Genomic DNA, 22,842 nt, shown 5'->3' on the forward strand with positions numbered 1-22,842 from the left:
GAAGTATGCTATTCGTAAATCGTACTTCGTATTTCGTACTTCTTAAGTTTACTACCTAATAAATTGTTTCATTCTATTATTATACTCAAGCAAGTCCATATCGGTTACCTCTCCTGATTCCTGCAATTGCTGAATAAATTGAAAAAACTGTTTTACTTCTATCTCATCAACTCCACTCTTGCGGGCAAGAGATGAAAAGAATTCTGCATTAAGATGAGCCGTATTGAGATAATACTTTGAACGAATATGTTCAAGAAAATATGTCGTCATCTTATGTGCAATATTCTGGTTGTCTTTTTTCTGAAGGTAAAGCCGGCCAATGGTTTCCACAAAAGAAATGCTTGCATTGCTGTTAACCGTTTTTATTGGTATTGCCCGTTGCCTGCGTTTACTTGCAAATGCGATATATAAGATCAACATAAAAAGGAAAAGAAGCAAAGCTCCTTTCAGCATAGGATTGTTCAGGAATACATCAAAGAGTGAGAAAGCCTGATTAGGCGAACGACCTATGCGGTAGTAATCATCCCAATAAACAATTTTCCTTTCTGATGGTAAATAGCTGAATACTTCCTCTGCATATTTTTTATTCTCATTGCTCAGCAAATAATAGTTGCTGAACGCTTCAGGATTAAGATGGAAAAAGAATCGTCCATTGCCATGCACTACTGAAATATAGTTGGGACTTCCTTCATCGTTTCGTCCAAGGATCACAGCATCACTTTCATCGGGACGAAGAAAGTGCGCTTCGAACGGGTAATAAAAAAATCCATACAAAGCAGCTTTTGCAGAGTCAAACTTGCGAACAGAAAGCGATGTATGTCGCATGGGGCCAATTGTATCAGCCTGCTGTTGAAAGAGGCTGTTCATGGTGACATACTGCACATTCAAATCAAGGGTCTTCATCAATTGTTCATCAATGTATTCCGCCGACATAAATACCTGGTTGCCCTTCGCAGCATATTCAAGAATAGCATCCCGGTCTCTTTCATTTAACAAAATACGCCTGCTGATAACGGCATATAACGTTTGTTTACTTCCCAGGGGATACTCCACATTTTCCGAAAATTCTTTATCGAGCACTTCCAGGTTTGAGTACCGGTATTTGCTGTTGAACATGCTATGAGCAGTGTAAGCACCAAAGGGTTTCTTACTATTCTTTGAATAGCTGTGCCGCATGTCAGGCAGCTTTATATCATTGTTTCCTCCGCAGGCAATGAGCATGCAGATGAAAGAAAGATAAAAACCATATCGTAAGAAAATTCTCAACCTTTTTTTATGCTTTGATGAAATTCTTCAAATTCTTTTTTGATGGGATCAAACACATGCTGCTCTATCACAAAATCGCCATACCATGCATATTCGTAATGTAATGTGATGCGTGCATACGATTTTTTCAATTGTGGCTTTGCCAGCTCACGAACATATTGATAGTTTGTTTTATCGGGCGAAAGCTGCAGCCATTCTCTTTCTGCCAATTTGTTTAGGGATTGCAGGTAAAGAAAGCGAATAGCCAAACGATAGTTACTATCTCTTATTGCTTGTTGTAGTTGCTGATCTAGATAAACCTCATCAGTAAAATGTTCCTCTTCCACTTCCAGGTTTTTGTTGCGAAGAGGTGATGCAAACAAACCCCGGTCAGAAAGGAAAATTCTATAAAGCACAAATAATAATGCGCCAACCAGCAACGACCAAAGTACAACCTCAATAACCGGGAAAACATTTACAGGTTCTGCTACTGTGTTTTGCTTCTTTTGTTTCTTGTTCGCCAGCTCCTGCCTTTTTTTCAGCAAGCTGTCGAGGTCTTTCATGTACTCAAAATCCTTTTGAGACCTTAGTGAACGAACGCTATCTGTTGGGTAAACCCAAAAAGAGCGATGTAATGTTGTATCAAATAAATTTGTTTCCTGTTCGTCATATTCCTCGTCGTAAACCGCTGTTGTGTCCACCACCGTTTCTTCCATTACCTGCACACTGCTATCCACTATTACTTGTGCGCACAGTTCTGCAGAATCACCCAGTAAAGTGATCAGCAAACTGCATAGCAATAAACAGAGGAAGCGCTTTATCATGCAAGAATTTTTTCTGCAAACGCAGGATCTTTTTTTATTCTTCTTTCTAAACGGATGGGATAGATTACAAAATACCAGACAATAAACAGGAACGATACCGCCAATATACTGATGCTGACAGGTAATGGTAATGAAGTATTGGTGGTTTTATCAAATGCGGCAGAGCTAAGTCTTGTGATATAACTTTCCAGGAACGCAGCAAGAATAGTAATTGGAATAAGACTTACACAAATCTTCATCGCATCTTTTACTCCACGCTTGAACGATACCCATCTTGTAAACGTGCCGGGAAATAAAATACTTTTCGCCATCATAAATCCGGCACATGCTTCAATGATCATTCCCGCAATTTCTAATGTGCCGTGTATCCATATTACCAATACACTTTGCCAGCCGAGTCCTTTTGCAAAAAACATGTATTGAAAACTTCCGATCATGATGCCGTTCTGAAAAAAAACATACAAGGTTCCAAGCCCAACTAAAATGCCACCCGCCACCATTAAAAAGCCAACCTTAATATTGTTAAAAGCAATCTGCACCCACATGGCAAACCTGCTTTCGCTGCTGTATACACCAAACGGATCGCCTTTTTCAATATTCTCTTCCGTCATGGCTACATAATCTTCACCCAACACACCTTTTACAAACTCTTCATCTTTCATGGAAGAAAGAACACCCATTGCAAAAAGTAAAAGAAAAAACAGGAATGTATATAAAAACATCCGGTGATGCTTACGAAACATCAGCGGCAATTCGTATTGCCAAAAAGTAATGAGGCGAGAGAAACGTTGTTTCCTGTTTTGATAAATGGTTTGATAGATGCTTACAGCCAGGCTGTTGATCCAACGGGTAACCTTACTATGAGGATAAAAAGTTTTTGCATAACTCAGGTCGTCTAGCAGAGTAATGAAACGATCTGCCATCTGATCAGGGTCTTCGGTTTGCAGATATTGGTATTCGTTCCACTTCTGCGCATTCTTCTTAATAAAAAGTGCTTCTCTCATAGTGAGTTAAGAAATGAAAATACCAAGTAATTTTTAATTACGACCATCTGCAGAAGAAATTATTCCTTTAATTTACAAACAGAAATAACCGCATGTCAAACGTACAGATCAGCACGCCTTTTAATATTGCACTTGAATTTGAAATTGCACCCTTCTTCAAGCGGTTACTGGCTTATTTTCTCGACTTGATGATCATGGTTGCGTTTGCTATGTTTATGCGTTTTGTGTTGTACGACGGTGTTCAGTTAGACGGAAGTTTTGCAAGCGGGGTTGATATTCTTGCAGTGTCTGTTCCTCTCCTGCTCTATCATCCTGTTTTCGAAATTCTTTTTCATGGGCAGAGCCTCGGCAAAATGGCCATGGGAATTCGGGTGATGAGTCTTGACGGTGGCGATCCTACCATCAGTCAATATTTATTGCGGTGGTTTTTTCGTGTGTGGGAATGGCCGCTTGTGTTCTCATTTGTTTATCCCGGCTTTTGGATTCTTTTGCAGCTGGTATTCGTGGGAATGTTAGGCATTATTGTCATCATCATCATTGCTGTTACAGCTAATAATCAACGTTTAGGCGATTTGGCAGCAAACACCGTAATTGTAAGCACACGTATTAAAAGCTCCATCCATGATACGGTGTTTATGGAAATAACTCAGAAAGATTATGTGGTGAGATTTCCGCAGGTGCTGAAACTAAGTGACCGTGATATTAATACGATTAAAACCGTGTTGAACGATACTTACAAACGCAACAACTTTGAAACAGCTCATCGTATTGCAGGGCGCATTAAATCGGTACTGCAGATCGAGACAGATATGGAAGTTGATATGTTTCTTCAGCAGTTGATCGCTGATTATAATTATCTCGCAACAAAAGAATAAAAAAAGCCGCTTCAATTGAAGCGGCTTTTACTTTTATAATCTGAATTATTTTTTCAACTCATTAATTCTGTTCATCATTTCAGTGGGGTTGCCAAGGTTTTCGAAACCAACCACGCTGATGATAAAAATAACATAAGCAATATAAATCACGGATAGAATAATACCGATGATAGCGCAAATTCTACCTGCATTTAAGTTTTTGTAACTGGCCTGCGTGTATAGTTCAGGAGCTACTGCATAAAGTTTCTTGCTTTTTGCTGCAAGCACCATTGCTATAATGCCGAGAATAAGACCAATAATGCCGTAACACAAACAAAGTACGATTGATAGAATACCAAGTACCAGCACCCCTGTTGCATTAGGCAATGGTTGCTGTGGTTGTTGCTGAAGTTGATCCATAATGGTTGTTTTTATTTTAAGAATGGTTAATTAAATCCTCCTGATGCTCCTACAGCGCTTACAAAAATGACAGCCATAAGAATGTAAAAGAGTATACCAAGACCTTGCAGCACTATTCCTATGATAGCACAGATACGTCCTGCTTTAATATTCCTGTAAGATGCTTCTGTGTATGCACCGGGGTTTGCAGCATATAGTGCCAGGTCTTTTTTCGCCATCACCAGGGCAATAATGCCGGTAATAAAACATACTACAATGGAAAGTATGCCCAATACAAGTACGGCGGTGGCATTTGGTAATGGTTGTTGAAATTGCGGTTGTTGTGGTTGTTCCATTTTTTGGGTTTGATTTAAAAAATTATCTGAATTGATTTGTAGCAACAGATGAAACCATGGCTACAATAAAGATGATGTAAATGATAAGTCCCACCAGCTGGAATGCTATGCCAACGATGGCGCATATTCTCCCGGTTTTAATATTACTTAGTGACGATGGACTGTACACTCCCGGATTGGCATTGTACAAAGCCATGTCCCTGTTGGCTAATACCAAGGCAATGATGCCGGTAATAAAACAAACAACGATTGATAAAATGCCCAGTACTAAAACTGCGGTTGCATTGGGTAAGGGAGGTAAAAATTGTTGCGGGTTGGGAGATAAATAATCCTGCTGATTTTGTTCCATTAAGTTAAGTTTTGGTGAGTCGCAATTCTGTAAATATAATGTACAGCAATAATTGCTGCGCAAAAAATGTATAGCATCATCAGAATTTTACTTCCGTTCTTAAACCGGAAGAACAGGTGCAGCAGCAGGAATAAAAAAAGGAACAGCATTGGAATTGCAGCAGGATATAATCCGAAGCTCGTTGCAATATCTCCCTTCAATAATGCAACATAGCTTCGTTGTAAACCACAGCCCGGGCATTCAATATGCAGAACCTTTTTGCTGGGACAGGTAAGCAAATTCTTTTCAAGCCACAATATGGCCTCCGTGTAAAAACCGGTCAAAAGAATAGTTTGCATTTTTCAAACATACAATGCACAGCGAATATTTTCAAATGAAAAAAGCATGACCATTACAGCCATGCTTCCCGTTTTATAGTTGTGTGAATCTTAATAAGCCAATGCAAACAATACTCTTTCTTTTGAAGGCTTGCCTGTGAGGATGCACTTCCCTTCTTCCTGTTCATTATTTAACGGAATACAGCGGATGGTAGCTTTTGTTTTTGTTTTGATCTCTTCTTCAGTTTCAGCCGTGCCATCCCAATGTGCGGAAACAAATCCACCTTTCTTTTCGAGGGTTGAAACAAACTCATCCCAATTGTCAACCTTAGTGATATGACTATCACGGTATGCTTTTGCTTTATTGAACATGTTCTGCTGAATTTCTTCCAGCAACGCATGTAAATGTCTCGCCAAACCTTCCATGCTCACAGTGGATTTCGTCTTTTCATCACGGCGGGCAACCTCAGCTGTGTTATTCTCCAGGTCCCGACCACCTATTGCAACTCGTACCGGAACACCTTTCAATTCATGTTCGGCAAATTTCCAGCCTGGTCTTGCATTATCGCTGTTATCGTATTTCACACGAACGCCCAATGCTTTTAATTCAGCAGTTAGAATATTTACTTTCTCAGTAATTGCATTTAATTGCTCTTCGCCTTTATGAATAGGAACGATCACCACCTGTAAGGGAGCAATTTTAGGAGGAAGTATCAAACCTTGATCATCACTATGCGCCATCACCAGTCCGCCGATCAAACGAGTGCTTACGCCCCAACTCGTAGCCCATACATGCTCCAACTCGTTTTGTTTATTGCTGAATTTTACATCGAATGCCTTGGCAAAGTTTTGTCCTAAAAAATGTGAAGTACCAGCCTGTAAAGCCTTGCCATCCTGCATCAAAGCTTCAATGCAATAAGTATCTTCCGCACCGGCAAAGCGTTCATTCGGAGTTTTTACACCCTTGATCACAGGCACCGCCATCCACTCTTCAGCAAACTCGGCATACACGTCTAGCATTTTCCTGGTTTCTTCCACGGCTTCTTCTGCAGTTGCATGAGCAGTATGTCCTTCCTGCCATAAAAACTCAGCTGTGCGCAAAAACAAACGTGTACGCATTTCCCAACGAACCACGTTGGCCCATTGGTTAATAAGCAAGGGAAGATCACGGTACGATTGGATCCAGTCTTTATATGTATTCCAGATAATGGTTTCAGAAGTTGGACGAACAATAAGTTCCTCCTCCAGTTTGGCTTCAGGATCAACAACAACTCCACCGCCATTCGGATCGTTCTTTAAACGATAGTGCGTTACCACCGCACATTCTTTGGCAAACCCTTCTACGTGGGCCGCTTCTTTACTCAAAAAACTCTTGGGGATGAACAACGGAAAATATGCATTCACATGACCCGTGTCTTTAAACATTTTGTCTAATTGATCACGCATGTTTTCCCAAAGTGCAAAGCCGTAAGGTTTAATGACCATGCAACCACGAACGGCCGAATAATCGGCCAACCCGCCTTTCAGAATAAGATCGTTATACCATTGCGAATAGTCTTTCTCCCGGGTAGTAATTGCCTCAGCCATTGTTCGGTTCCTTTAAATATGTTTAGAGTTAATTTAACAGCCATTCTGCAGCGGAAAGAAGCTTATGGCTTGTCATTTGTTAAAATATAGTACGAGCTATATACGAAGTTGCAAAAGTAGTAACTTCACATTACAAACCTCAAATTCAAAACATCATGGTAACCAGAATTTTACTTATCGGTTTGATCGCTGCAGGTATGACCTCCTGCGCTACCTATCGTACAGGACAAACTCCTGACGATGTCTATTATTCACCCGGCCGTGTAAACGAAACGTATGTTCAGGTTGACCGTGATGAAGATGGAAGAGTTTCTTACAATGATCGCAATTTAGAAGATCGCCGTTTACGCCAACAGATCCGTGATCCACGTTTCCGTTTTGACGATGATATTTACTGGAACAGTCCCCGTTACAACAGTTGGGGTTGGAATACATGGAACAATCCTTATAACACATGGGGATGGAACTCATGGAACAATCCATACAATTCATGGGCATGGAATACCCATGGTTACGGTGGATATTACAATAGCTGGAATTCTCCTTTTATCTGCATACCAGGCAGCAACAACCTGATCGTAATTTCAGGCCCTGCTGCACCAAAGTACAGTACCGGTATTCGTTACTCAGCGCCTATTCAGCGTTTCCCGAATGCAGGAACTAATTTCAACTACGGAAAAACTTCAACGACAGGTAGTGGTAGCCGTTATTACAACAATAACACCAATACTACCCGCCGCAGCGGTTTCTTTGGAGGAAGTAATAATAATTCTTATGGTGGAGACAGAACAAACAGCAGCCGTTCATGGGGCGACAATTCCGGTTCAGCCGGCAATAGCAGGTCGTTCAATACGGGCAGCAGTTCAAGCAGTAGTTCTTCGTCTGGTAGCAGTAGCAGCTCTTCCTCTTCTTCAAGTAAAAGCAGTGGAAGCTCATCTGGCGGCCGTCGTAATTAATTCATGATCTCATTTCTCAGGAAATACATTGTAATATGAAAAGAATTTTCATAACAGGAATAGCTGTGTGTCTGATACAATCTGCTTTTTCACAAGATGTGTTCGATGCATTACGCTATTCTTATCAAACATCTGCAGGCTCAGCACGTTTACAATCGATAGGCGGTACAAATATTTCTCTTGGTGGCGATGTTAGTTCAGCCTTTATTAACCCTGCCGGCTTAGGACAATTTAAAACAAATGAAATTGTTTTTACACCGGGGTTTAATTTCAATACACTGAAAACTGATTACAACGCCCTCACTACTAAAGGAACAAAAAGCAAATTCACGGGTGGAACAAGTGGTGTTATTTTTAGTTTCGGAAACCGTTTTCGCAGCAGCAATTTAAAGAACACAACTTTTTCCATTGCCGTTAACCAGTCGGCGAATTTCAATTCTAAGTTTGCGTACGGTGGTAAGAATTTAAACAGTTCTTATTCCGAAAAATGGCTCGAAGAAATTGTGCGGAGTGGTTATACTTCCTTTGATGATATCCGGAGCCGCTTTCCTTTAGGTGCCAGCCAGGCATACGAATCATACCTGATCGATATTAATGGCAACTCCATTTTTACCAATGCAGATATTGCAAAAAATCTCACACAATCCTTTGCTTACGAAACGAAAGGCGGCATGAGTGAAGTGGCGGCAGCAATGGCATGGAACCTGAACGAGAAGTTTTTGTATGGTATCACACTTGGCTTTCCTATCATTCAGTACGACAGGAAAACAACTGTAACGGAGAAAGACGGAACAGGAAATACAGATAATGATTTTGAAAGTTTCACTTTTACCGAGAACCTTGGAACCAGGGGTGGTGGTTTTAATGCGAAGGCAGGAATCATTATTAAACCGGTAGAATATTTCAGAATTGGCTTAACCTTCCACTCTCCTTCTATTATCTCATTAACTGATTATGCCAGCGCTTCCATTACTAGTAACATTGAGAACTATTCCCGTAAAGTAAATAATGATAATAGCAAACCCACAAGTTACACTTACAACACTGGTGATGTAAATGTTCTTACCGGTATTGAAGGCGATGAAAACAGGTATAGCTACCGCATGATCACACCATGGAAAGCTGGTGTTGGTCTTTCCTATGTTTTTCGTGAGATCAGCGATGTAACAAAGCAAAAGGCGTTTATTTCAGGTGATGTTGAATTGGTTGATTACAAAATGATGTCGTACAAAACCAATTCAGGAACCAATAATGGTGATGAAGCTTATTTCAATTCTTTAAACCAGGATATTGATGATATTTATAAGATGGCCATTAATGCAAGAATTGGTGGAGAGCTGAAGTTTGAAACCGTGATGGTGAGAGCAGGCTTTAATTTTATGGGTAGCCCCTATAACAAAGATTTTTTTGCTGATGCTTTTGGTGAAGAGTTAAAGGCATGGCGTATGACGCCAAGCCTTGGTGTAGGCTACCGTGACAAAGGCTTCTTTGTTGATCTTGCTTACCTGCATAGTTTCGGCCGTGGATTTCATGTGCCTTACACATTAACGGATGCTTCTTATCCTTATGCAAAGAATAATATTTCAAACGGACAAGTAATAGCAACTGTCGGCTTTAAGTTTTAAGAACAATATATTCTGACTACTAAAAAAGGGCATCATGAATTTGATTGCCCTTTTTTTATTTGTGTTGAAGTGTATTCAATGATCTCCTCTAAATGCGAAGGATGAAACCATTTCATTGCTGCATCTCTCCTGAACCATGTGAGCTGGCGCTTGGCATAATGCCTCGAGTTCTGTTTGATCTTCTCTACAGCTGTCTCAAGCGAGCAAGCGCCATCAAAATGATCGAATAATTCCCTATAGCCAACAGTTTGCAATGCGTTGAGATGACGTAAGGGATACACCTGTTTCGCTTCGTTCAATAAACCTTCCTGCATCATGATCTCAACCCGGTGATTGATGTGTTGGTATAGTTCTTCCCTCGGCAGATCAAGTCCTGTTTTAATGATATTGAAATTGCGTTCTTGCTTATCTCCTTTTCTGAATGCAAGAATTGATTCACCCGTTGTTCTCACAACTTCCAATGCACGAAGCATTCGTTGAGGGTTTTGCATTTCCCCTTTTTGTGCAAACAGTGGGTCTTGCTGCTGTAGTTGTTGCTGTAGCCATTCTATTCCATGCTGTTGATATTGTTGCTGCAGTTCGTTTCGAAGAGTTTCATCAACAGCAGGTATTTCATCCATGCCTTCGCAAAAGGCTTTGATGTATAGACCGGTGCCTCCCACCATCACGGCAACGTCGTGCTGTTTAAAAATATCAGCAACTTTTTCAAGCGCATACTTTTCATACGATGCTGCTGTAACTGTTTCATGAATGGAATGCGAGTTGATGAAGTAATGTTTCACTTCATTCAATTCTTCAATAGAAGGTTTTGCAACGCCAATGCTGATTTCCTTGAAGCATTGCCTTGAATCGGCAGAAATAATTTCAGTCTGGAAATATTTTGCGAGTTGAATTGCAACTGCTGTTTTGCCAACGGCTGTTGGCCCTGCAATAAGAATAACAGTTTTGTTCATGTTGTTGATGAGTTTGTAAAGAACTCAACAGTCAATGGTGAATGGGCAATAGTTAATTGGCAATTCAAGAGAGAAAGCAAAAATTCTAAATAGGGGTCAGATATTAAAATGCTGTATCCTCTTCTTCTGTGCCGCTTTCTTCTTCTTCGTCGGCTCCTTCACCCTCTTCGCCTTCTTCACCAAAACCATCGCCCACAGCACTGAGGTCATACTTCTCCTCCACCTCCGCTAACTTATCACCCACAAGTCCTTTTGTTCCGTACTGACTTGGAGCAATGCCTTCGCTACGAACCATGCAAGGATAGGTAAGCTTCGGATTTTCTTCTTTGCTTACATTGATCAGCTCAATAAGAAAGGTCCAGTTTTTATTGAAATCATAGATATAAACAAACTTTTGGTTTGGCTCACGTATCTCGGTGCCAACTGCTGTTTCTTCCATCAATAATGGATCAGCTTTATAAACCTTGTCGTATTTCTCTAAAGAAATTTCACGGCCTTTCTGCCAGTGATCATTACTGCGATAAAAAGTTGCTTTATGCTTATTATCGAATTCATAGGCTTTCAGGATAACTTCATGCATATCCTTAAAGTTCTGCGTATGCCTGATTGCAATATCACGATAAACTGCATCGTCTTCTTCCCAATAAACCCTGAAACGTAAAATGGCCATAGTGCAATTTAAAAATGAAGAAATTTGAAAATTTGAAACTGGAAAACACCTGCTTCCACATCAAACTGCCGTCTACAAAAGTAAAATTATTCATTCACAGGAACAAGATTTACTTCTTTTGCTTTTTGCAGCATGAAAGCGTAGGCGGCTTCGTAATTATTTTCAATATCGCCATCTAAAATGGCATCTTTTATTGCGGTTTTAAGATCACCTACAATGCGTGAGGGCGGCACATTAAAGGTTTGCATTATGATCTCCCCGGTAATGGGCGGTTGCCAGTTGCGGATATGATCTTTCTCTTCCACTTCTTTGCAACGCTGGCGTACCATTTCAAAATTCTGCAAATAGCGTTGCACTTTCTGCTGATTCTTTGAAGTGATATCGGCATTGCACAAAGTCATCAACGCATCAAAATCTTCGCCCGCATCAAATAATAAGCGGCGGATAGCACTGTCCGTTATATTTTCTTTTGTTAAGCTGATAGGACGCAAATGCAATTCCACCAGCTTGCGCACAAACTTCATCTTTTCGTTTGCAGGAAGCTTTAGTTGCGCAAATATTTTCGGAACCATTCTTCCGCCAACAACTTCATGCCCATGGAATGTCCATCCATGACCTTGTTCAAAACGTTTGGTGGCAGGTTTTGCAATGTCGTGAAGAATTGCAGCCCAACGCAACCAAAGATCATTTGTGTTTTCTGAAATATTATCGAGTACCTGAAGTGTGTGATAAAAATTATCCTTGTGGCCTTTCCCATCAATATATTCTGCGCCGGCAAGATCAACCATTTGCGGAAAGAACTTTTTCAGTAAACCACTTTTATACAAAAGATCAAAACCAACTGATGGTTTTTTACTCAACACAATTTTATTGAGTTCGTCTGCAATACGTTCTTTTGAAATGATGTAAATGCGATCAGCATTTTCAATTATGCCGAGCCATGTTTCGGGCAATATTGTGAAATCGAGTTGAGAAGCAAAACGAATGGCACGCATCATACGCAACGGATCATCGCTGAACGTAGTGCCGGGCTCCAATGGTGTGCGTATGATCTTTAACTTCAGATCTTCTATTCCATTGAAAGGATCAACGAGTGCACCAAAATCATCTTTGTTTAAACTGATAGCAAGTGCATTGATGGTAAAATCTCTTCTTCGCTGATCATCTTCCAAGGTACCGGGTTCTACTTCCGGTTTACGTGAATGCGATGCATAACTTTCTTTCCTTGCACCAACAAACTCAATTTCAAAGTCGTTGTGTTTGATGTTAGCTGTACCAAATGTTTTGAAAACCGAAACCTGTGGTTGCGGATGGAATTGTTTTGCTACTTCTTCAGCCAATTTAATTCCATCACCCACGCAAACAAAATCAAGATCCTTGCAAGTACGTTGCAACAGTTTATCACGCACAAACCCACCCACAAGGTAACAGGGCATATTTAAACGCTGTGCACAACCACCAATGATCTTTAATAGCTCTAATTCTTTTGCGGAACAATCAATCATCATACATTGCAAAAATAAGGAAAGGATATATGATGTCGGATTTAGGATGTATGATGTAGGTATAAAGAAAACCCACCCCTATTAAAGTGTACTGTGTGTAGCGTTCTATCGTCCCTCCAGGGAGGGGTAAAGACTCCGCATGTTTGAAAAGTTATAGAGGCGTTGAAACTATTCAATAAATCTTCTTAATCTAAACAATCTACCCAAATCACTGTTCAGACAGTTTTCTCATACACGTCCATCACTTTTGCAGCGGTATTGTAATTGCTGAAGCGTTGTGCATGCTGCCAACCTTTTTCAATCTGTTGTTGAACAAAGGAAGTATTGTTAAGAATGGTTTTCATTTGCTGTGCAATTTCTTCAGGCTTGGTTGGATCAACATAAAACGCTCCATCGCCTCCAGCTTCTGGTAAGCATGAAACATTTGAAGTGATTACTGGTATGCGGCTCCACAATGCTTCCAGTACCGGAATGCCAAACCCTTCAAAGATCGATGGATAGATCATGGCAATTGCCTGCTGGTAAATGGCGGGGAAATCGACAGCTGATTGAAACGTGAGTGAAAACTTTGCCGTTGGATTATCAGATAGAAAAATAACCCTGTCTTCTAATTTATTCAGTTGAACGTAGTCTTTTACTTTTTGTTTGTACTCGCCTCCATTGCCGATCACCACCAATGGTATATCGATTTCGTTGCGAAGCTGGTTCATGGCGACACAAATGTTCAGTAAATTTTTTCGTTCAATAATAGAACCTACATAAAGAAAATAACGATCTGGTAAATTGTAATGCTGTTTGATGCGTTGCTTTTCATAATGAGTAACAGTTTCGCCAAATGCAGGATTACAACTCTGGTAACAGATTTCAATTTTTTCTGCAGGAGTTTTGTACAGATCTATAATATCCTGTTTGGTTTGATTACTGATGGCGATAATCTTATCGGCATGCTCGCAGGAGTAACGAAATTTTTTAGCGTATATCTTTCGATCGATAAGTTTGAATTGTTCTGGATAACGTTCAAAAATGAGATCGTGGATTGTGACAATTGATTTTATGCCGGTGTTTTGAATGTTGACCGGAATTTCATGACTTAATCCATGATAGAGATCGATCTTATGTTGCAGAAGATCTTTTTTTACCCAATTACTTCTCCAAACAGATGATAGTTTTTTTGAAAAAAAGGATTGGGGTAATACTTCATGCACATTGGCTTCATTGAATTGAAATGAAGATGATGTTTTTGGGTTGAACAGGAAATATTCATGCTGCGGAAAGTAAGTTGCCAGCGAATGCACTAAGGTACGACTGTAATGTCCCAGCCCTGTGTGGTTGTGGTAAGCCCTCTTTGCATCGAAACCAATATTCATGGGGGCAAAGGTGCGGAATAATAGGCAATGGGCAATTGTTAATGGTTAATTGTTAATGCTGCTTCCCTCCTCATAGTATTACTGAACCATGAAAGGATTGCGACGCAACAGACGATGCCATGAAATTCTTAAGCTAGTATCAACACACATTTCTTGCAGTTATAATTTAAATGCACCCATTGACTATTCACAATTCACTATTGACTATTTTCGCAGCAAATTTGAAATGACAATGAAAGATTTGATACTTGAAGCATGGGGCAACCGTGAGCTTTTAAAAGATGATAAGTATAGCGATGCCGTTCGTGCTGTAATTGAAGAAGTGGATAAAGGCCGCTTGCGTACTGCTGCACCAACTGCCAATGGTTGGGAAGTGAATGAGTGGGTGAAGCAAGCCATCCTGATGTATTTTGGTATTCAACAAATGCAAACATGGGATGTTGCTCCGTTTGAGTTTTACGATAAAATGTTATTGAAGAAAAATTATAAAGAGCTTGGTGTGCGTGCAGTGCCACATGCTGTGGCCCGTTATGGCGCCTACCTTGCAAAGAATGTGGTGTTGATGCCGAGCTATGTAAACATTGGTGCTTATGTTGATGAAGGTACAATGGTTGATACATGGGCAACAGTTGGTAGCTGTGCACAAATTGGAAAAGGTGTTCACCTGAGTGGTGGTGTTGGTATTGGCGGTGTGCTTGAACCCTTGCAGGCAAGCCCCGTAATTATTGAAGATGGTGTGTTTGTTGGCAGCCGTTGTATTGTTGTTGAAGGTGTACGTGTTGAAAAAGAAGCAGTCCTTGGTGCAAATGTGGTGTTAACACAATCAACAAAGATCATTGATGTAAGTGGTAGCGAACCTATTGAAATGAAAGGTCGTGTTCCTGCTCGCAGTGTGGTGATCCCTGGTTCGTACACAAAGAAATTCCCTGCTGGTGAATTTGGTGTTGGTTGTGCATTGATCATTGGTCAGCGTAAACCAAGTACCGATCTGAAGACAAGTCTGAACGACGCACTTCGGGATTTTAATGTGAGTGTTTAATCTGTTTACATTCTTATAAGTTAAAGTCCTGTTGATAAACGACGGGACTTTTTTATGCTATGATGCCTGGGAAATATTCGATATCGTTTGTTGGTTTTGCATTGACATTTATTGGTTCGGTATTATTTTCAACCAAAGCCATTATTGTTAAGAAAGCATTTGCTGAAATTGAAATTGATGCATTGTCGTTGTTGGCTTTGCGTATGTTATTTGCATTGCCGTTTTACTTGATCGTGTTGTTTGTAACACGACAAAATAAACCTTCATTGAGTATTAAGAAGTGGATGCAGTTGATTGTTGTTGGTTTGCTGGGTTATTATGTAAGCAGTTATCTCGACTTTGAAGGTTTGCGTTATATCTCTGCAGGGTTGGAACGATTGATCCTTTTTCTCTACCCAAGTTTTGTGGTGTTGATCAATGCATTTGTGTTTCGTCAACACATACAAAAAAATCAAAAGCTGGCTTTGCTGCTGACGTATAGTGGAATTGGTTTGGCTTATGCCGGTGAGTTTAATTTATATCATCTGGAGCCTGGCTTCTTTTGGGGCGGATTGCTGGTTTTTCTCTGTTCGATAACCTATGCCATTTATATTGTGGGCAGCGGTCGTTTGATTCCGCTCACCGGTGATACTACGTTCACTTCTTATGCGATGCTTTCTGCAACAGCTGGTATTTTCATTCATTTTCTTTTTAAACATGATGCATCATCCATCATCACCGTTGCTGCCGATCATTGGATCTATGGTTTGTTGCTTGGCATTATTGCCACAGTGCTCCCCTCTTATTTGCTTGCAGGTGGAACGAAGCGTATTGGCAGCAACAACGTGGCGATCCTTTCGAGTATTGGCCCGGTGAGTACCATTTTACAGGCTTGGTGGTTTTTGGGTGAAACGATTCATTGGTCGCAATTGGTAGGTACTGTTTTGGTGATTGCCGGTATACTGATACTGGGGTTGAAAAAACAAGCTGCAGCCTGAGCGAGCCTGGAAAAGCTGCGGATTTATTTCTCTATTTCCTCTATATTTGCAGCCCTGAATCACGATAATTATCGGTGATAAATTGCCCAGGTGGCGAAATTGGTAGACGCACTGTGTTCAGGTCGCAGCGTTCGCAAGGATGTGCTGGTTCGAATCCAGTCCTGGGCACCGTTAGAAAAAAGACGATTCAAGTTGAATCGTCTTTTTAATTTAACCCAGTTTTCTTTTCTGGTCTTATCAATCTCACCAGAACATGCTGTAAAGCGCTACTAAGAGTCCAACAATTAGCAATGCGCCCACTGCAAACCCTGTTGAAGTTTTAAACATCGATGCATCAATTTCAAGTCCGTTCGGTTTTACACCTCTTTTGTTTTCAATGATGCTGATAATATACATTCCGATCACGCAAAGCATAAATACAATCGCCATACGATCGAGGAAAGGTATTTCAAATACGTCTGCCTTATTCGTAACAGCTAAACCTATGCTATGAAGAGGTTCAAGATTTATCACACCCGGCATGAATTTTAAAAGCACTGAAAGAATAAATCCGCCAATGGTTGCAAATAACGCTGCATTAGAAGTTGTTTTTTTCCAAAAGAAACCCAGCAGGAACATTGCGAAAATTCCCGGCGATACAAATCCTGTGTATTCCTGTATGTATTGAAAACCTTGTTTCCCTTCACCCATTAATGCATGTCCTAAACCAAGTGTCAACAGGATTCCGATGGCTGTAGACACAACAATGGCTAGTTTGCCAATACGTACAAGATTTTTTTCTGTTGCTTCTTTATAAAATACTTTCTTATAGATATCCAGGGTAAAGATGGTGCTGATGCTATTGACTTTTGCGGCAAGTGACGCTACTACCGTTGCAGCAAAAGCAGCAATCGTTACTCCCTTTACACCAACCGGAAGAAGTGTAAGCAATGCTGGATACGCTTTATTACTTTCTGCAATTGTCTCGCCTGCAGCATTGGTGGAACTAATAAGTGATGCATCAATCATATTATGTTGATGCAGGTAATACATGGCGATGCCAGGCACAACAATAATGAATGGCATTAACATTTTTAAAAAGGCTGCAAACAAAATTCCTTTACGAGCAACAGGCAAACTTGCACCCAAAGCTCTTTGCGTAATGTATTGGTTGCAGCCCCAATAATTGAGATTCGCAATCCACATGCCTCCCAGCAACACACTCATGCCGGGCAAATCGATATAGTTTGGATTATCTTTTTTAAATATCATGTGAAAATGATCCGCAGCTTCTGTTCTTAAAATAGTAAAACCGGCAGCAATGCCTTTCTCAGCTCCAATAATCTTTAATGAAATAAATAATGCAATAAAACCGCTTAACACCAAAAAGAACACCTGTATGGCCGATGTATAACCCACCACCTTCATACCACCTAATGCAATAAAGACAGAAAATATAGCTAAGAGAAAAACGCACAATGTAAAATCAAGGCCGCTGATCCCTGCAATAGCTACTGCACCCAGGTAAAGAATAGACAGGAGATTAACAACAATATAAAGCAACAGCCAGAACACCGCCATGATCATTGCCACTTTTGAATTATATCGTTGATTCAAAAATTGGGGCATGGTGAAAATCCGGTTCTTCAAATAAACAGGCATAAAAAATACCGCCACGATGATCAACGTAAGTGCTGCCATCCATTCGTATGAAGATATTGCAAGACCCAACTGAAATCCGGAGCCGCTCATACCGGTCATTTGCTCAGCTGATATATTTGAAGCAATTAACGAAGCGCCTATCGCCCACCATGAAAGTGTTCCTTCAGCAATAAAAAAATCAGCAGAGCTTGTTTCTGTTTGTTTTTTTCGTTTATAGATCCAGTAACCATAAAGCGAAATAAGGATGAAGTAAACAATTAAAATAAGCCAGTCAATTTGTGCCATAAGAATGAAGTGTTAGAAATTATTTATTACAGAACTTTCCCGGCTTTCGATGATCAAAAAAATTAAGCTACCAGTTCTGTTCCGTTTTCAATAGAAGCTACATAGTATGTGAGCGGCAGGTTCATTTCATGTGCATAAGCTGGTTGCAACGCTGTAACTAATGTGTCAATGGCTTCTTCTTTTACAAGGTTAATGGTACAGCCGCCAAAACCACCACCCATCATCCTTGCACCAATCACCTCTTTGTTGTTTCGAACATTATCTACCAGCCAATTCAATTCTTTACAGCTTACATCATACATGTTGTTCAAGCCATCGTGGGTTGCAAACATTTTTTGACCAAGTGCTTCCAGGTTTCCGTTGCGGAGATCTTCGCAACCTGCATTGAGTCGTTCTATTTCCTGCACTACATAGCGGCTGCGTTTGTCAATAAGTTCATCCCTTGGCTTTACAAATTTGTTCAGCATTTCTTCATTTACATTACGCAAAGAAGTTACTTCCTGCACATGCTGGCGCACCCATTCGACAGATGTAACACACTCTTTGCGACGTGCATTGTATTCTGATGATGCCAATGAATGTTTTACATTGGTATTAAGCAGTAAAATTTTTATTCCATCAAGTTGAAAAGGAACATATTCATATTCCAATGAACGGCAATCCAGTTTTATAACGTGATCTTTACGCCCCATCATAGAAGCAAACTGATCCATGATGCCGCATTGCACGCCTGCATATTCATGTTCTGCTTTTTGCGCCATTTGCAGCATTGTAAGACGATCGATATTTGTTTGCCATAAATCATTTAACGCAAATACTGTTGCGCATTCAACAGCAGCTGAGGATGAGAGGCCGGCACCCATCGGAATGTCACTGCTAAGAATCAAATTAAATCCAGTGAGAGGAATATTTTTTTTCTGGAACTGTGCCACAGCGCCCATAATATAATCGGGCCAGCTTGCTTCACCGGTAGGTTTTACATGATGAATGGACGTGGAAAAACTTTCATTCAGGTCATGAGCAATCAGCTGAATCATATCATCATTACGCAATCCAACCGCAACGTATGCGTATTTGTCAATAGCCGCAGGTAAAACAAAACCTTCGTTATAGTCGGTATGTTCACCAATAATATTCACACGGCCGGGAGAGCGTACAACAACAGGTTTTGATGCGGCGCCAAAAGCTTTCACAAACTGTTCTTTAATCTTTTCTTTCATTTCATCGTTCAAAGCATTGCCAGATATGCTGAAAGCAGTTATGACATGTTGTTATTGTAAATATTTTTTCAACCCGGCACTAATATGTTCTGCCAATTTTTGATATCCATTTTTACTATAATGAACATCACTGCGGCCATTGCCGTATTGCTTGTGGATGTCTATCGACGGTTCATACAATTCAGTTACATCAACCTGTTGCTTTTTCATTATTGAACGGGCAATGTTATTATAACGTTCAACGTCTTCCACAACACGGCCTGGTTCATCATCGGGCACCACCGTTGTAGTTACAAAAATCAACTTTGCATTTGTTTGTTTAAGGATGACAACTAACTCTTCTAAGTTTTTTGCATATGCGTCAATGGAATTATCTGGTACACCGTTAAGTTTATCTCGTTTGCCATACAAACGGGATGTATCTGATCTGCGACACAAATCCCATAAGCCCCAATTAAACTGTATTACATCCCATTGCTCTTTACCAATCCATTGCTGAATATTAGCCAGCCCCACCGTGGTGTTTTGTGCATTACCAGTATTATGAATTATGTCCGCTTTATTTTTAAACGTCTCTTTAACGAATGGAAAATAACCAATCGATATAGAATCGCCGATGATCAGTACACGGCTTTTCCTGGTTGAAAAAGATGCCAATAAAACGACGCACGCTAAAAATGCAACAGTAATAAGTATCCGGTTATTTCCTTTCTTCATATCAAAATCGTTTTAATACAGCTAAGAGTATTTAAACTGTATTGTGCTGTTGGGGCATTTTTTACAGCCGGTTTTCAAAGGATACGGACTGGTTGTTGATCTATGCTACACTAATGTTACTCTATATTTAATCCAATTGCGGCCGGGGAGTTAATATCATTCCAGTAAACTCCGGCTTCGGTCATCACTCCGTTTACATCAACGGCGGGCACAGATGCAGGAAAAAAATAGGCATACCTCTCAACGTATGAGAGTGTATTCATCCAATCGGAAGAGAGCTTCATAAAATATTTATGAATTACTAAAGAGCTTCTGTTGGGGTTTGCATTGTACTCTGTTATCCAGATCTGTTGACCGGGATATTCTGTATGCACCCGTTCAACATATGTTTTAAACCTGTTGAATACAGCTAAAGCTGTGAGCGAATCGGTTGCCTGGTTGTTTGTTTGATTTCCCCAGTCGTACCAATGAAGCGCTATAAAATCAACTCTTAGCTTTTGCAATTTTGCAGCGTCCATAAATTTTGTGAGCCATTTACCAGTGCCGAACGCCTGGTCCTGTGTTACTGCAGGTGATCCTAATCGCAATCCTGCTTGCATCATTATTTTATATCGTGCAGTGGCTGTATCAATCACGGGGATATTTGATTGATCAATATTATCGGGTTCGTTAAATGATAAAAGATGATCTACATCTTTTCGTTCTGATAAATAAGCGACGTTGGTTATTATTGCTGTGCCTTTTCCCCAGGTCATTGGCACATATTGTTGCGCACCAAACGACGGACGATTATAACTCCAGCCATAATACCATGCAGTTGAAAATTTCTTAACTGCATTACTATCAGTAAATGCCACACCTTTTTTTGTAGTGCCTGTAAGTGGCATATACCTGATAAAAGAAACCTTGTTTTTTAGAGGGTCGGGTAAGTTTGCAGTGATGGCCGATTTTGCAGAAACAAAACAAACCGATTCTCCTGTACCATCATTGTTTTCGGAAAACACAACCATAAATCCTACCGGCAAGTAAAATGAAACGATCGCATTATTGAAACCTGTTGGTAAAGATTTGATTTTAGTAAGTCCGTTGTTTATATCACTGTACACCGTATCGGCTGAAAGCTGTGCCCGGACACCTCCCATATTCAAGGCCTTTGATACAACCAGCACCAAACCAGGTTGAAAGGCCGTGTTATCAACTACTGGTGTAGTTGTAACCGTTGATGGCGCATCGTTCTTTTTGCATGAAAGTAAAACGGCACATCCCACAAAAAATATAAACCACCTGCAATTCATTTATGGCCTTCGCTTTTGCAAAAATTAGTTTAATACGCAGCAGCGTTATTATTTCCAAACATTGTTTTGAGTGAGGTTTGAATTCACGTTCAATTCTGCAAGAGGAATAGGAAATACTTCTGATTTACCAGGCAGGTAAATAGGTGAATAACCATTTACATTATCGGCTTTAGCTCTAGCAAATGCATTCTGCACATCGCCCCAACGTTTTAAATCGTAATAACGCAAGCCCTCAAATGCAAGTTCCACTCTTCTTTCATGCCTTAGAACATCTCTTAATGCAGCCTGACTAAGCGATGCACCTTCCACCGTTTGAACAGTAGGCATACTCACTCGTTGTCTTACTGTGTTTATCAACGTGTAAACTTCAGGAGTTAATTGATTTAATTCGATCAACGCTTCGGCCCTCATTAATAACACATCAGCATAACGGATGATATAAAAATCCTGGCCCCCTGGGTTACCAACGCTGATACCTGTAGCTGACACTGACGTTGTTCTGAGATATTTCTTAAGACCATAATGTGTGGGAGGACCGCCACCATTTGGTGATGCACAACCCTGCCCTGCTCTCATCACCACTGTAGGGCGATCAGTTAAGAATACATCGCCAACAAAAAACACCGATGCTGTTAAACGAGGGTCACGGTTATTTTTTTGCGGTGCATTATTACAAAGCGTTCCCGGTGAGTATAAAGGTGAAGTAGTAATTGGTTTACCATCTGTGCAATAGAAATCTTTTACAAGGTTGGGCATCGGATTTCTATCAATTGCAGGATTACCAAGGAAGGTTGCAGAAAAAATTTCACCATTGTTTGATACATCCTGGTTAAAGCGAACTGAAAACACAACTTCTTTCGACAGCTCACCTGCTTCGGTAAACAATTGTGCGTAACTGGTATTTAAACTATAGCCCAGTGTAAGCATTGTTGCTGTTGCATCAAGCACGCCCTGGTAATTTTTATTATAAAGATGAAATCTTGCCAATAATCCAAGAGCCGCTCCTTTCGTTGCATAACCATACTGCGCAGCTGGATAACTTGCAGGTAATAATTTCGCAGCTTCAGTTAAATCTTTTACAATTTGATCACTTACTTCCTGGTACATATTCTTAGCAACATAAGCTTCGTCAAGTGTTTGCACTTTTGTTACTAATGGCACATCACCAAAATAAACAGCCAGGTTAAAATAGAATAATGCACGAAGAAAAAGTGCCTGTCCAAATAAAGCATTCTTTTTATCCTGGGTGATGAGTGTGGTTGACATGTTCTGGATATTCTCAATGGCGGCATTTGCACGCCCGATGCCTTTGTATGAGGAGTTCCATATACCAGAATACATGCCGTCGGCAGGTGTACCAATTCCAATCATAAAATTGCCGATACCTTCCCACTTATAATTATTGTACAGGTTGTCACCAAAACAATCGAACATCGTGAGTCCTGCATTTACATTCAGGTTACCGCTGTATAGCGATCGATCTTGTAAAGCATCATAAATACCATTTATTGCCAACTGTGCATCAGATTCTGACTTCCAGAAATTTTCTTTGGCAATTTGCGTCAACGATTGCTTTTCGGTAAAATCTTTAGAACAACCGGCTAAGGACAAAGCAATGATTGCTATAATTATTTTTTTCATACTCATTTTTTGTATG

The 22,842-nt window shown here is 40.3% G+C and carries 22 protein-coding genes and 1 tRNA gene; 6 read left to right on the forward strand and 17 right to left on the reverse strand.

Annotated features, from left to right (window positions below; all coding sequences use genetic code 11):
• Positions 1-51: 51 nt before the first annotated feature.
• The 3 genes from ACO1QW_RS10000 to ACO1QW_RS10010 all read right to left on the reverse strand — a co-directional run bounded on the left by ACO1QW_RS10000 (position 52) and on the right by ACO1QW_RS10010 (position 3,073).
• Positions 52-1,176: a DUF4350 domain-containing protein gene (locus ACO1QW_RS10000; protein WP_486258074.1), complete on the reverse strand. Its 1,125-nt coding sequence runs from the start codon at positions 1,174-1,176 to the stop codon at positions 52-54.
• Between the two features lie 86 nt (positions 1,177-1,262).
• Positions 1,263-2,069, reverse strand: coding sequence for a DUF4129 domain-containing protein (locus ACO1QW_RS10005; protein ID WP_486258076.1), 807 nt, complete (start codon positions 2,067-2,069; stop codon positions 1,263-1,265).
• Complete coding sequence (locus ACO1QW_RS10010; RefSeq protein ID WP_486258078.1) at positions 2,066-3,073, reverse strand: stage II sporulation protein M; 1,008 nt, start codon at positions 3,071-3,073, stop codon at positions 2,066-2,068. The genes ACO1QW_RS10005 and ACO1QW_RS10010 overlap by 4 nt, the downstream gene beginning before the upstream one ends.
• A gap of 92 nt (positions 3,074-3,165) precedes the next feature.
• Here ACO1QW_RS10010 and ACO1QW_RS10015 point away from each other — a divergent pair, with 92 nt between their 5' ends.
• Positions 3,166-3,948: an RDD family protein gene (locus tag ACO1QW_RS10015; protein WP_486258080.1), complete on the forward strand. Its 783-nt coding sequence runs from the start codon at positions 3,166-3,168 to the stop codon at positions 3,946-3,948.
• Between the two features lie 45 nt (positions 3,949-3,993).
• Here the strand turns inward: ACO1QW_RS10015 and ACO1QW_RS10020 are convergent, their stop codons facing one another.
• From ACO1QW_RS10020 to proS, 5 genes are all read right to left on the reverse strand, one after another.
• Positions 3,994-4,347: a CCC motif membrane protein gene (locus ACO1QW_RS10020; RefSeq protein WP_486258081.1), complete on the reverse strand. Its 354-nt coding sequence runs from the start codon at positions 4,345-4,347 to the stop codon at positions 3,994-3,996.
• A 26-nt stretch (positions 4,348-4,373) separates the two neighbouring features.
• A complete protein-coding gene (locus tag ACO1QW_RS10025; RefSeq protein ID WP_486258083.1) occupies positions 4,374-4,682 on the reverse strand; it encodes a CCC motif membrane protein in 309 nt (102 codons plus the stop codon).
• A gap of 22 nt (positions 4,683-4,704) precedes the next feature.
• Positions 4,705-5,031: a CCC motif membrane protein gene (locus ACO1QW_RS10030; RefSeq protein WP_486258084.1), complete on the reverse strand. Its 327-nt coding sequence runs from the start codon at positions 5,029-5,031 to the stop codon at positions 4,705-4,707.
• The gene (locus tag ACO1QW_RS10035) at positions 5,031-5,369 is read right to left on the reverse strand and encodes a DUF2752 domain-containing protein (RefSeq protein ID WP_486258086.1); all 339 of its coding nucleotides are present in this window, start codon (positions 5,367-5,369) and stop codon (positions 5,031-5,033) included. Before ACO1QW_RS10035 ends, ACO1QW_RS10030 begins: the two co-directional genes overlap by 1 nt.
• Positions 5,370-5,459: 90 nt before the next feature.
• Positions 5,460-6,935, reverse strand: a complete 1,476-nt coding sequence (gene proS, locus ACO1QW_RS10040; protein WP_486258088.1) for a proline--tRNA ligase — start codon at positions 6,933-6,935, stop codon at positions 5,460-5,462.
• A gap of 155 nt (positions 6,936-7,090) precedes the next feature.
• On the opposite strand from proS, the gene ACO1QW_RS10045 reads away from it, so the two are divergent.
• Both ACO1QW_RS10045 and ACO1QW_RS10050 read left to right on the forward strand, forming a co-directional pair.
• On the forward strand, positions 7,091-7,891 hold the full coding sequence (locus ACO1QW_RS10045; protein WP_486258090.1) for a hypothetical protein: 801 nt from the start codon (positions 7,091-7,093) through the stop codon (positions 7,889-7,891).
• A gap of 35 nt (positions 7,892-7,926) precedes the next feature.
• A complete protein-coding gene (locus tag ACO1QW_RS10050; protein WP_486258092.1) occupies positions 7,927-9,516 on the forward strand; it encodes an OmpP1/FadL family transporter in 1,590 nt (529 codons plus the stop codon).
• A 32-nt stretch (positions 9,517-9,548) separates the two neighbouring features.
• Here ACO1QW_RS10050 and miaA read toward each other — a convergent pair whose 3' ends face one another.
• The 4 genes from miaA to ACO1QW_RS10070 all read right to left on the reverse strand — a co-directional run bounded on the left by miaA (position 9,549) and on the right by ACO1QW_RS10070 (position 14,011).
• Positions 9,549-10,469, reverse strand: a complete 921-nt coding sequence (miaA, locus tag ACO1QW_RS10055; protein WP_486258094.1) for a tRNA (adenosine(37)-N6)-dimethylallyltransferase MiaA — start codon at positions 10,467-10,469, stop codon at positions 9,549-9,551.
• 103 nt (positions 10,470-10,572) lie between these two features.
• Positions 10,573-11,139, reverse strand: coding sequence for an IS1096 element passenger TnpR family protein (locus ACO1QW_RS10060; protein WP_486258096.1), 567 nt, complete (start codon positions 11,137-11,139; stop codon positions 10,573-10,575).
• 86 nt (positions 11,140-11,225) lie between these two features.
• Complete coding sequence (locus tag ACO1QW_RS10065) at positions 11,226-12,647, reverse strand: CCA tRNA nucleotidyltransferase (protein ID WP_486258098.1); 1,422 nt, start codon at positions 12,645-12,647, stop codon at positions 11,226-11,228.
• Positions 12,648-12,859: 212 nt separating this feature from the next.
• Positions 12,860-14,011: a glycosyltransferase family 4 protein gene (locus ACO1QW_RS10070; RefSeq protein WP_486258100.1), complete on the reverse strand. Its 1,152-nt coding sequence runs from the start codon at positions 14,009-14,011 to the stop codon at positions 12,860-12,862.
• Between the two features lie 232 nt (positions 14,012-14,243).
• On the opposite strand from ACO1QW_RS10070, the gene ACO1QW_RS10075 reads away from it, so the two are divergent.
• The 3 genes from ACO1QW_RS10075 to ACO1QW_RS10085 all read left to right on the forward strand — a co-directional run bounded on the left by ACO1QW_RS10075 (position 14,244) and on the right by ACO1QW_RS10085 (position 16,195).
• The gene (locus ACO1QW_RS10075; RefSeq protein ID WP_486258102.1) at positions 14,244-15,050 is read left to right on the forward strand and encodes a 2,3,4,5-tetrahydropyridine-2,6-dicarboxylate N-succinyltransferase; all 807 of its coding nucleotides are present in this window, start codon (positions 14,244-14,246) and stop codon (positions 15,048-15,050) included.
• A gap of 59 nt (positions 15,051-15,109) precedes the next feature.
• Positions 15,110-16,027 carry a DMT family transporter gene (locus tag ACO1QW_RS10080; protein ID WP_486258104.1) on the forward strand — a complete coding sequence of 306 codons (918 nt, stop codon included), beginning with the start codon at positions 15,110-15,112 and terminating at the stop codon, positions 16,025-16,027.
• Positions 16,028-16,111: 84 nt separating this feature from the next.
• Positions 16,112-16,195 (forward strand) — tRNA-Leu (locus ACO1QW_RS10085).
• A 75-nt stretch (positions 16,196-16,270) separates the two neighbouring features.
• Here ACO1QW_RS10085 and ACO1QW_RS10090 read toward each other — a convergent pair.
• From ACO1QW_RS10090 to ACO1QW_RS10110, 5 genes are all read right to left on the reverse strand, one after another.
• Positions 16,271-17,953, reverse strand: a complete 1,683-nt coding sequence (locus tag ACO1QW_RS10090; protein ID WP_486258106.1) for a sodium:solute symporter family transporter — start codon at positions 17,951-17,953, stop codon at positions 16,271-16,273.
• A 62-nt stretch (positions 17,954-18,015) separates the two neighbouring features.
• Positions 18,016-19,173: a galactokinase gene (gene galK, locus ACO1QW_RS10095; RefSeq protein ID WP_486258108.1), complete on the reverse strand. Its 1,158-nt coding sequence runs from the start codon at positions 19,171-19,173 to the stop codon at positions 18,016-18,018.
• A gap of 51 nt (positions 19,174-19,224) precedes the next feature.
• A complete protein-coding gene (locus ACO1QW_RS10100) occupies positions 19,225-19,890 on the reverse strand; it encodes an SGNH/GDSL hydrolase family protein (RefSeq protein ID WP_486258110.1) in 666 nt (221 codons plus the stop codon).
• Between the two features lie 116 nt (positions 19,891-20,006).
• Positions 20,007-21,185: a glycosyl hydrolase gene (locus ACO1QW_RS10105; protein ID WP_486258112.1), complete on the reverse strand. Its 1,179-nt coding sequence runs from the start codon at positions 21,183-21,185 to the stop codon at positions 20,007-20,009.
• A gap of 48 nt (positions 21,186-21,233) precedes the next feature.
• Entirely contained in the window at positions 21,234-22,826 is a 1,593-nt protein-coding gene (locus tag ACO1QW_RS10110) for a RagB/SusD family nutrient uptake outer membrane protein (protein ID WP_486258114.1), read from the reverse strand.
• Positions 22,827-22,842: the final 16 nt, after the last annotated feature.

The sequence above is a fragment of the Lacibacter sp. genome (genome assembly GCF_057361365.1).

What these genes read in the sequence shown, in the direction of transcription:
- ACO1QW_RS10035 (WP_486258086.1), bottom strand. Translation starts at nt 5,369, where the DNA reads ATGCAAACTATTCTTTTGACCGGTTTTTACACGGAGGCCATATTGTGG.
- ACO1QW_RS10045 (WP_486258090.1), top strand. Translation starts at nt 7,091, where the DNA reads ATGGTAACCAGAATTTTACTTATCGGTTTGATCGCTGCAGGTATGACC.
- ACO1QW_RS10105 (WP_486258112.1), bottom strand. Translation starts at nt 21,185, where the DNA reads ATGAATTGCAGGTGGTTTATATTTTTTGTGGGATGTGCCGTTTTACTT.
- ACO1QW_RS10075 (WP_486258102.1), top strand. Translation starts at nt 14,244, where the DNA reads ATGAAAGATTTGATACTTGAAGCATGGGGCAACCGTGAGCTTTTAAAA.
- ACO1QW_RS10060 (WP_486258096.1), bottom strand. Translation starts at nt 11,139, where the DNA reads ATGGCCATTTTACGTTTCAGGGTTTATTGGGAAGAAGACGATGCAGTT.
- miaA (WP_486258094.1), bottom strand. Translation starts at nt 10,469, where the DNA reads ATGAACAAAACTGTTATTCTTATTGCAGGGCCAACAGCCGTTGGCAAA.
- proS (WP_486258088.1), bottom strand. Translation starts at nt 6,935, where the DNA reads ATGGCTGAGGCAATTACTACCCGGGAGAAAGACTATTCGCAATGGTAT.
- ACO1QW_RS10005 (WP_486258076.1), bottom strand. Translation starts at nt 2,069, where the DNA reads ATGATAAAGCGCTTCCTCTGTTTATTGCTATGCAGTTTGCTGATCACT.
- ACO1QW_RS10015 (WP_486258080.1), top strand. Translation starts at nt 3,166, where the DNA reads ATGTCAAACGTACAGATCAGCACGCCTTTTAATATTGCACTTGAATTT.
- ACO1QW_RS10050 (WP_486258092.1), top strand. Translation starts at nt 7,927, where the DNA reads ATGAAAAGAATTTTCATAACAGGAATAGCTGTGTGTCTGATACAATCT.
- ACO1QW_RS10065 (WP_486258098.1), bottom strand. Translation starts at nt 12,647, where the DNA reads ATGATGATTGATTGTTCCGCAAAAGAATTAGAGCTATTAAAGATCATT.
- ACO1QW_RS10000 (WP_486258074.1), bottom strand. Translation starts at nt 1,176, where the DNA reads ATGCGGCACAGCTATTCAAAGAATAGTAAGAAACCCTTTGGTGCTTAC.
- ACO1QW_RS10100 (WP_486258110.1), bottom strand. Translation starts at nt 19,890, where the DNA reads ATGAAGAAAGGAAATAACCGGATACTTATTACTGTTGCATTTTTAGCG.
- ACO1QW_RS10010 (WP_486258078.1), bottom strand. Translation starts at nt 3,073, where the DNA reads ATGAGAGAAGCACTTTTTATTAAGAAGAATGCGCAGAAGTGGAACGAA.
- ACO1QW_RS10030 (WP_486258084.1), bottom strand. Translation starts at nt 5,031, where the DNA reads ATGGAACAAAATCAGCAGGATTATTTATCTCCCAACCCGCAACAATTT.
- ACO1QW_RS10090 (WP_486258106.1), bottom strand. Translation starts at nt 17,953, where the DNA reads ATGGCACAAATTGACTGGCTTATTTTAATTGTTTACTTCATCCTTATT.
- ACO1QW_RS10025 (WP_486258083.1), bottom strand. Translation starts at nt 4,682, where the DNA reads ATGGAACAACCACAACAACCGCAATTTCAACAACCATTACCAAATGCC.
- ACO1QW_RS10070 (WP_486258100.1), bottom strand. Translation starts at nt 14,011, where the DNA reads ATGAATATTGGTTTCGATGCAAAGAGGGCTTACCACAACCACACAGGG.
- ACO1QW_RS10110 (WP_486258114.1), bottom strand. Translation starts at nt 22,826, where the DNA reads ATGAAAAAAATAATTATAGCAATCATTGCTTTGTCCTTAGCCGGTTGT.
- ACO1QW_RS10080 (WP_486258104.1), top strand. Translation starts at nt 15,110, where the DNA reads ATGATGCCTGGGAAATATTCGATATCGTTTGTTGGTTTTGCATTGACA.
- ACO1QW_RS10020 (WP_486258081.1), bottom strand. Translation starts at nt 4,347, where the DNA reads ATGGATCAACTTCAGCAACAACCACAGCAACCATTGCCTAATGCAACA.
- galK (WP_486258108.1), bottom strand. Translation starts at nt 19,173, where the DNA reads ATGAAAGAAAAGATTAAAGAACAGTTTGTGAAAGCTTTTGGCGCCGCA.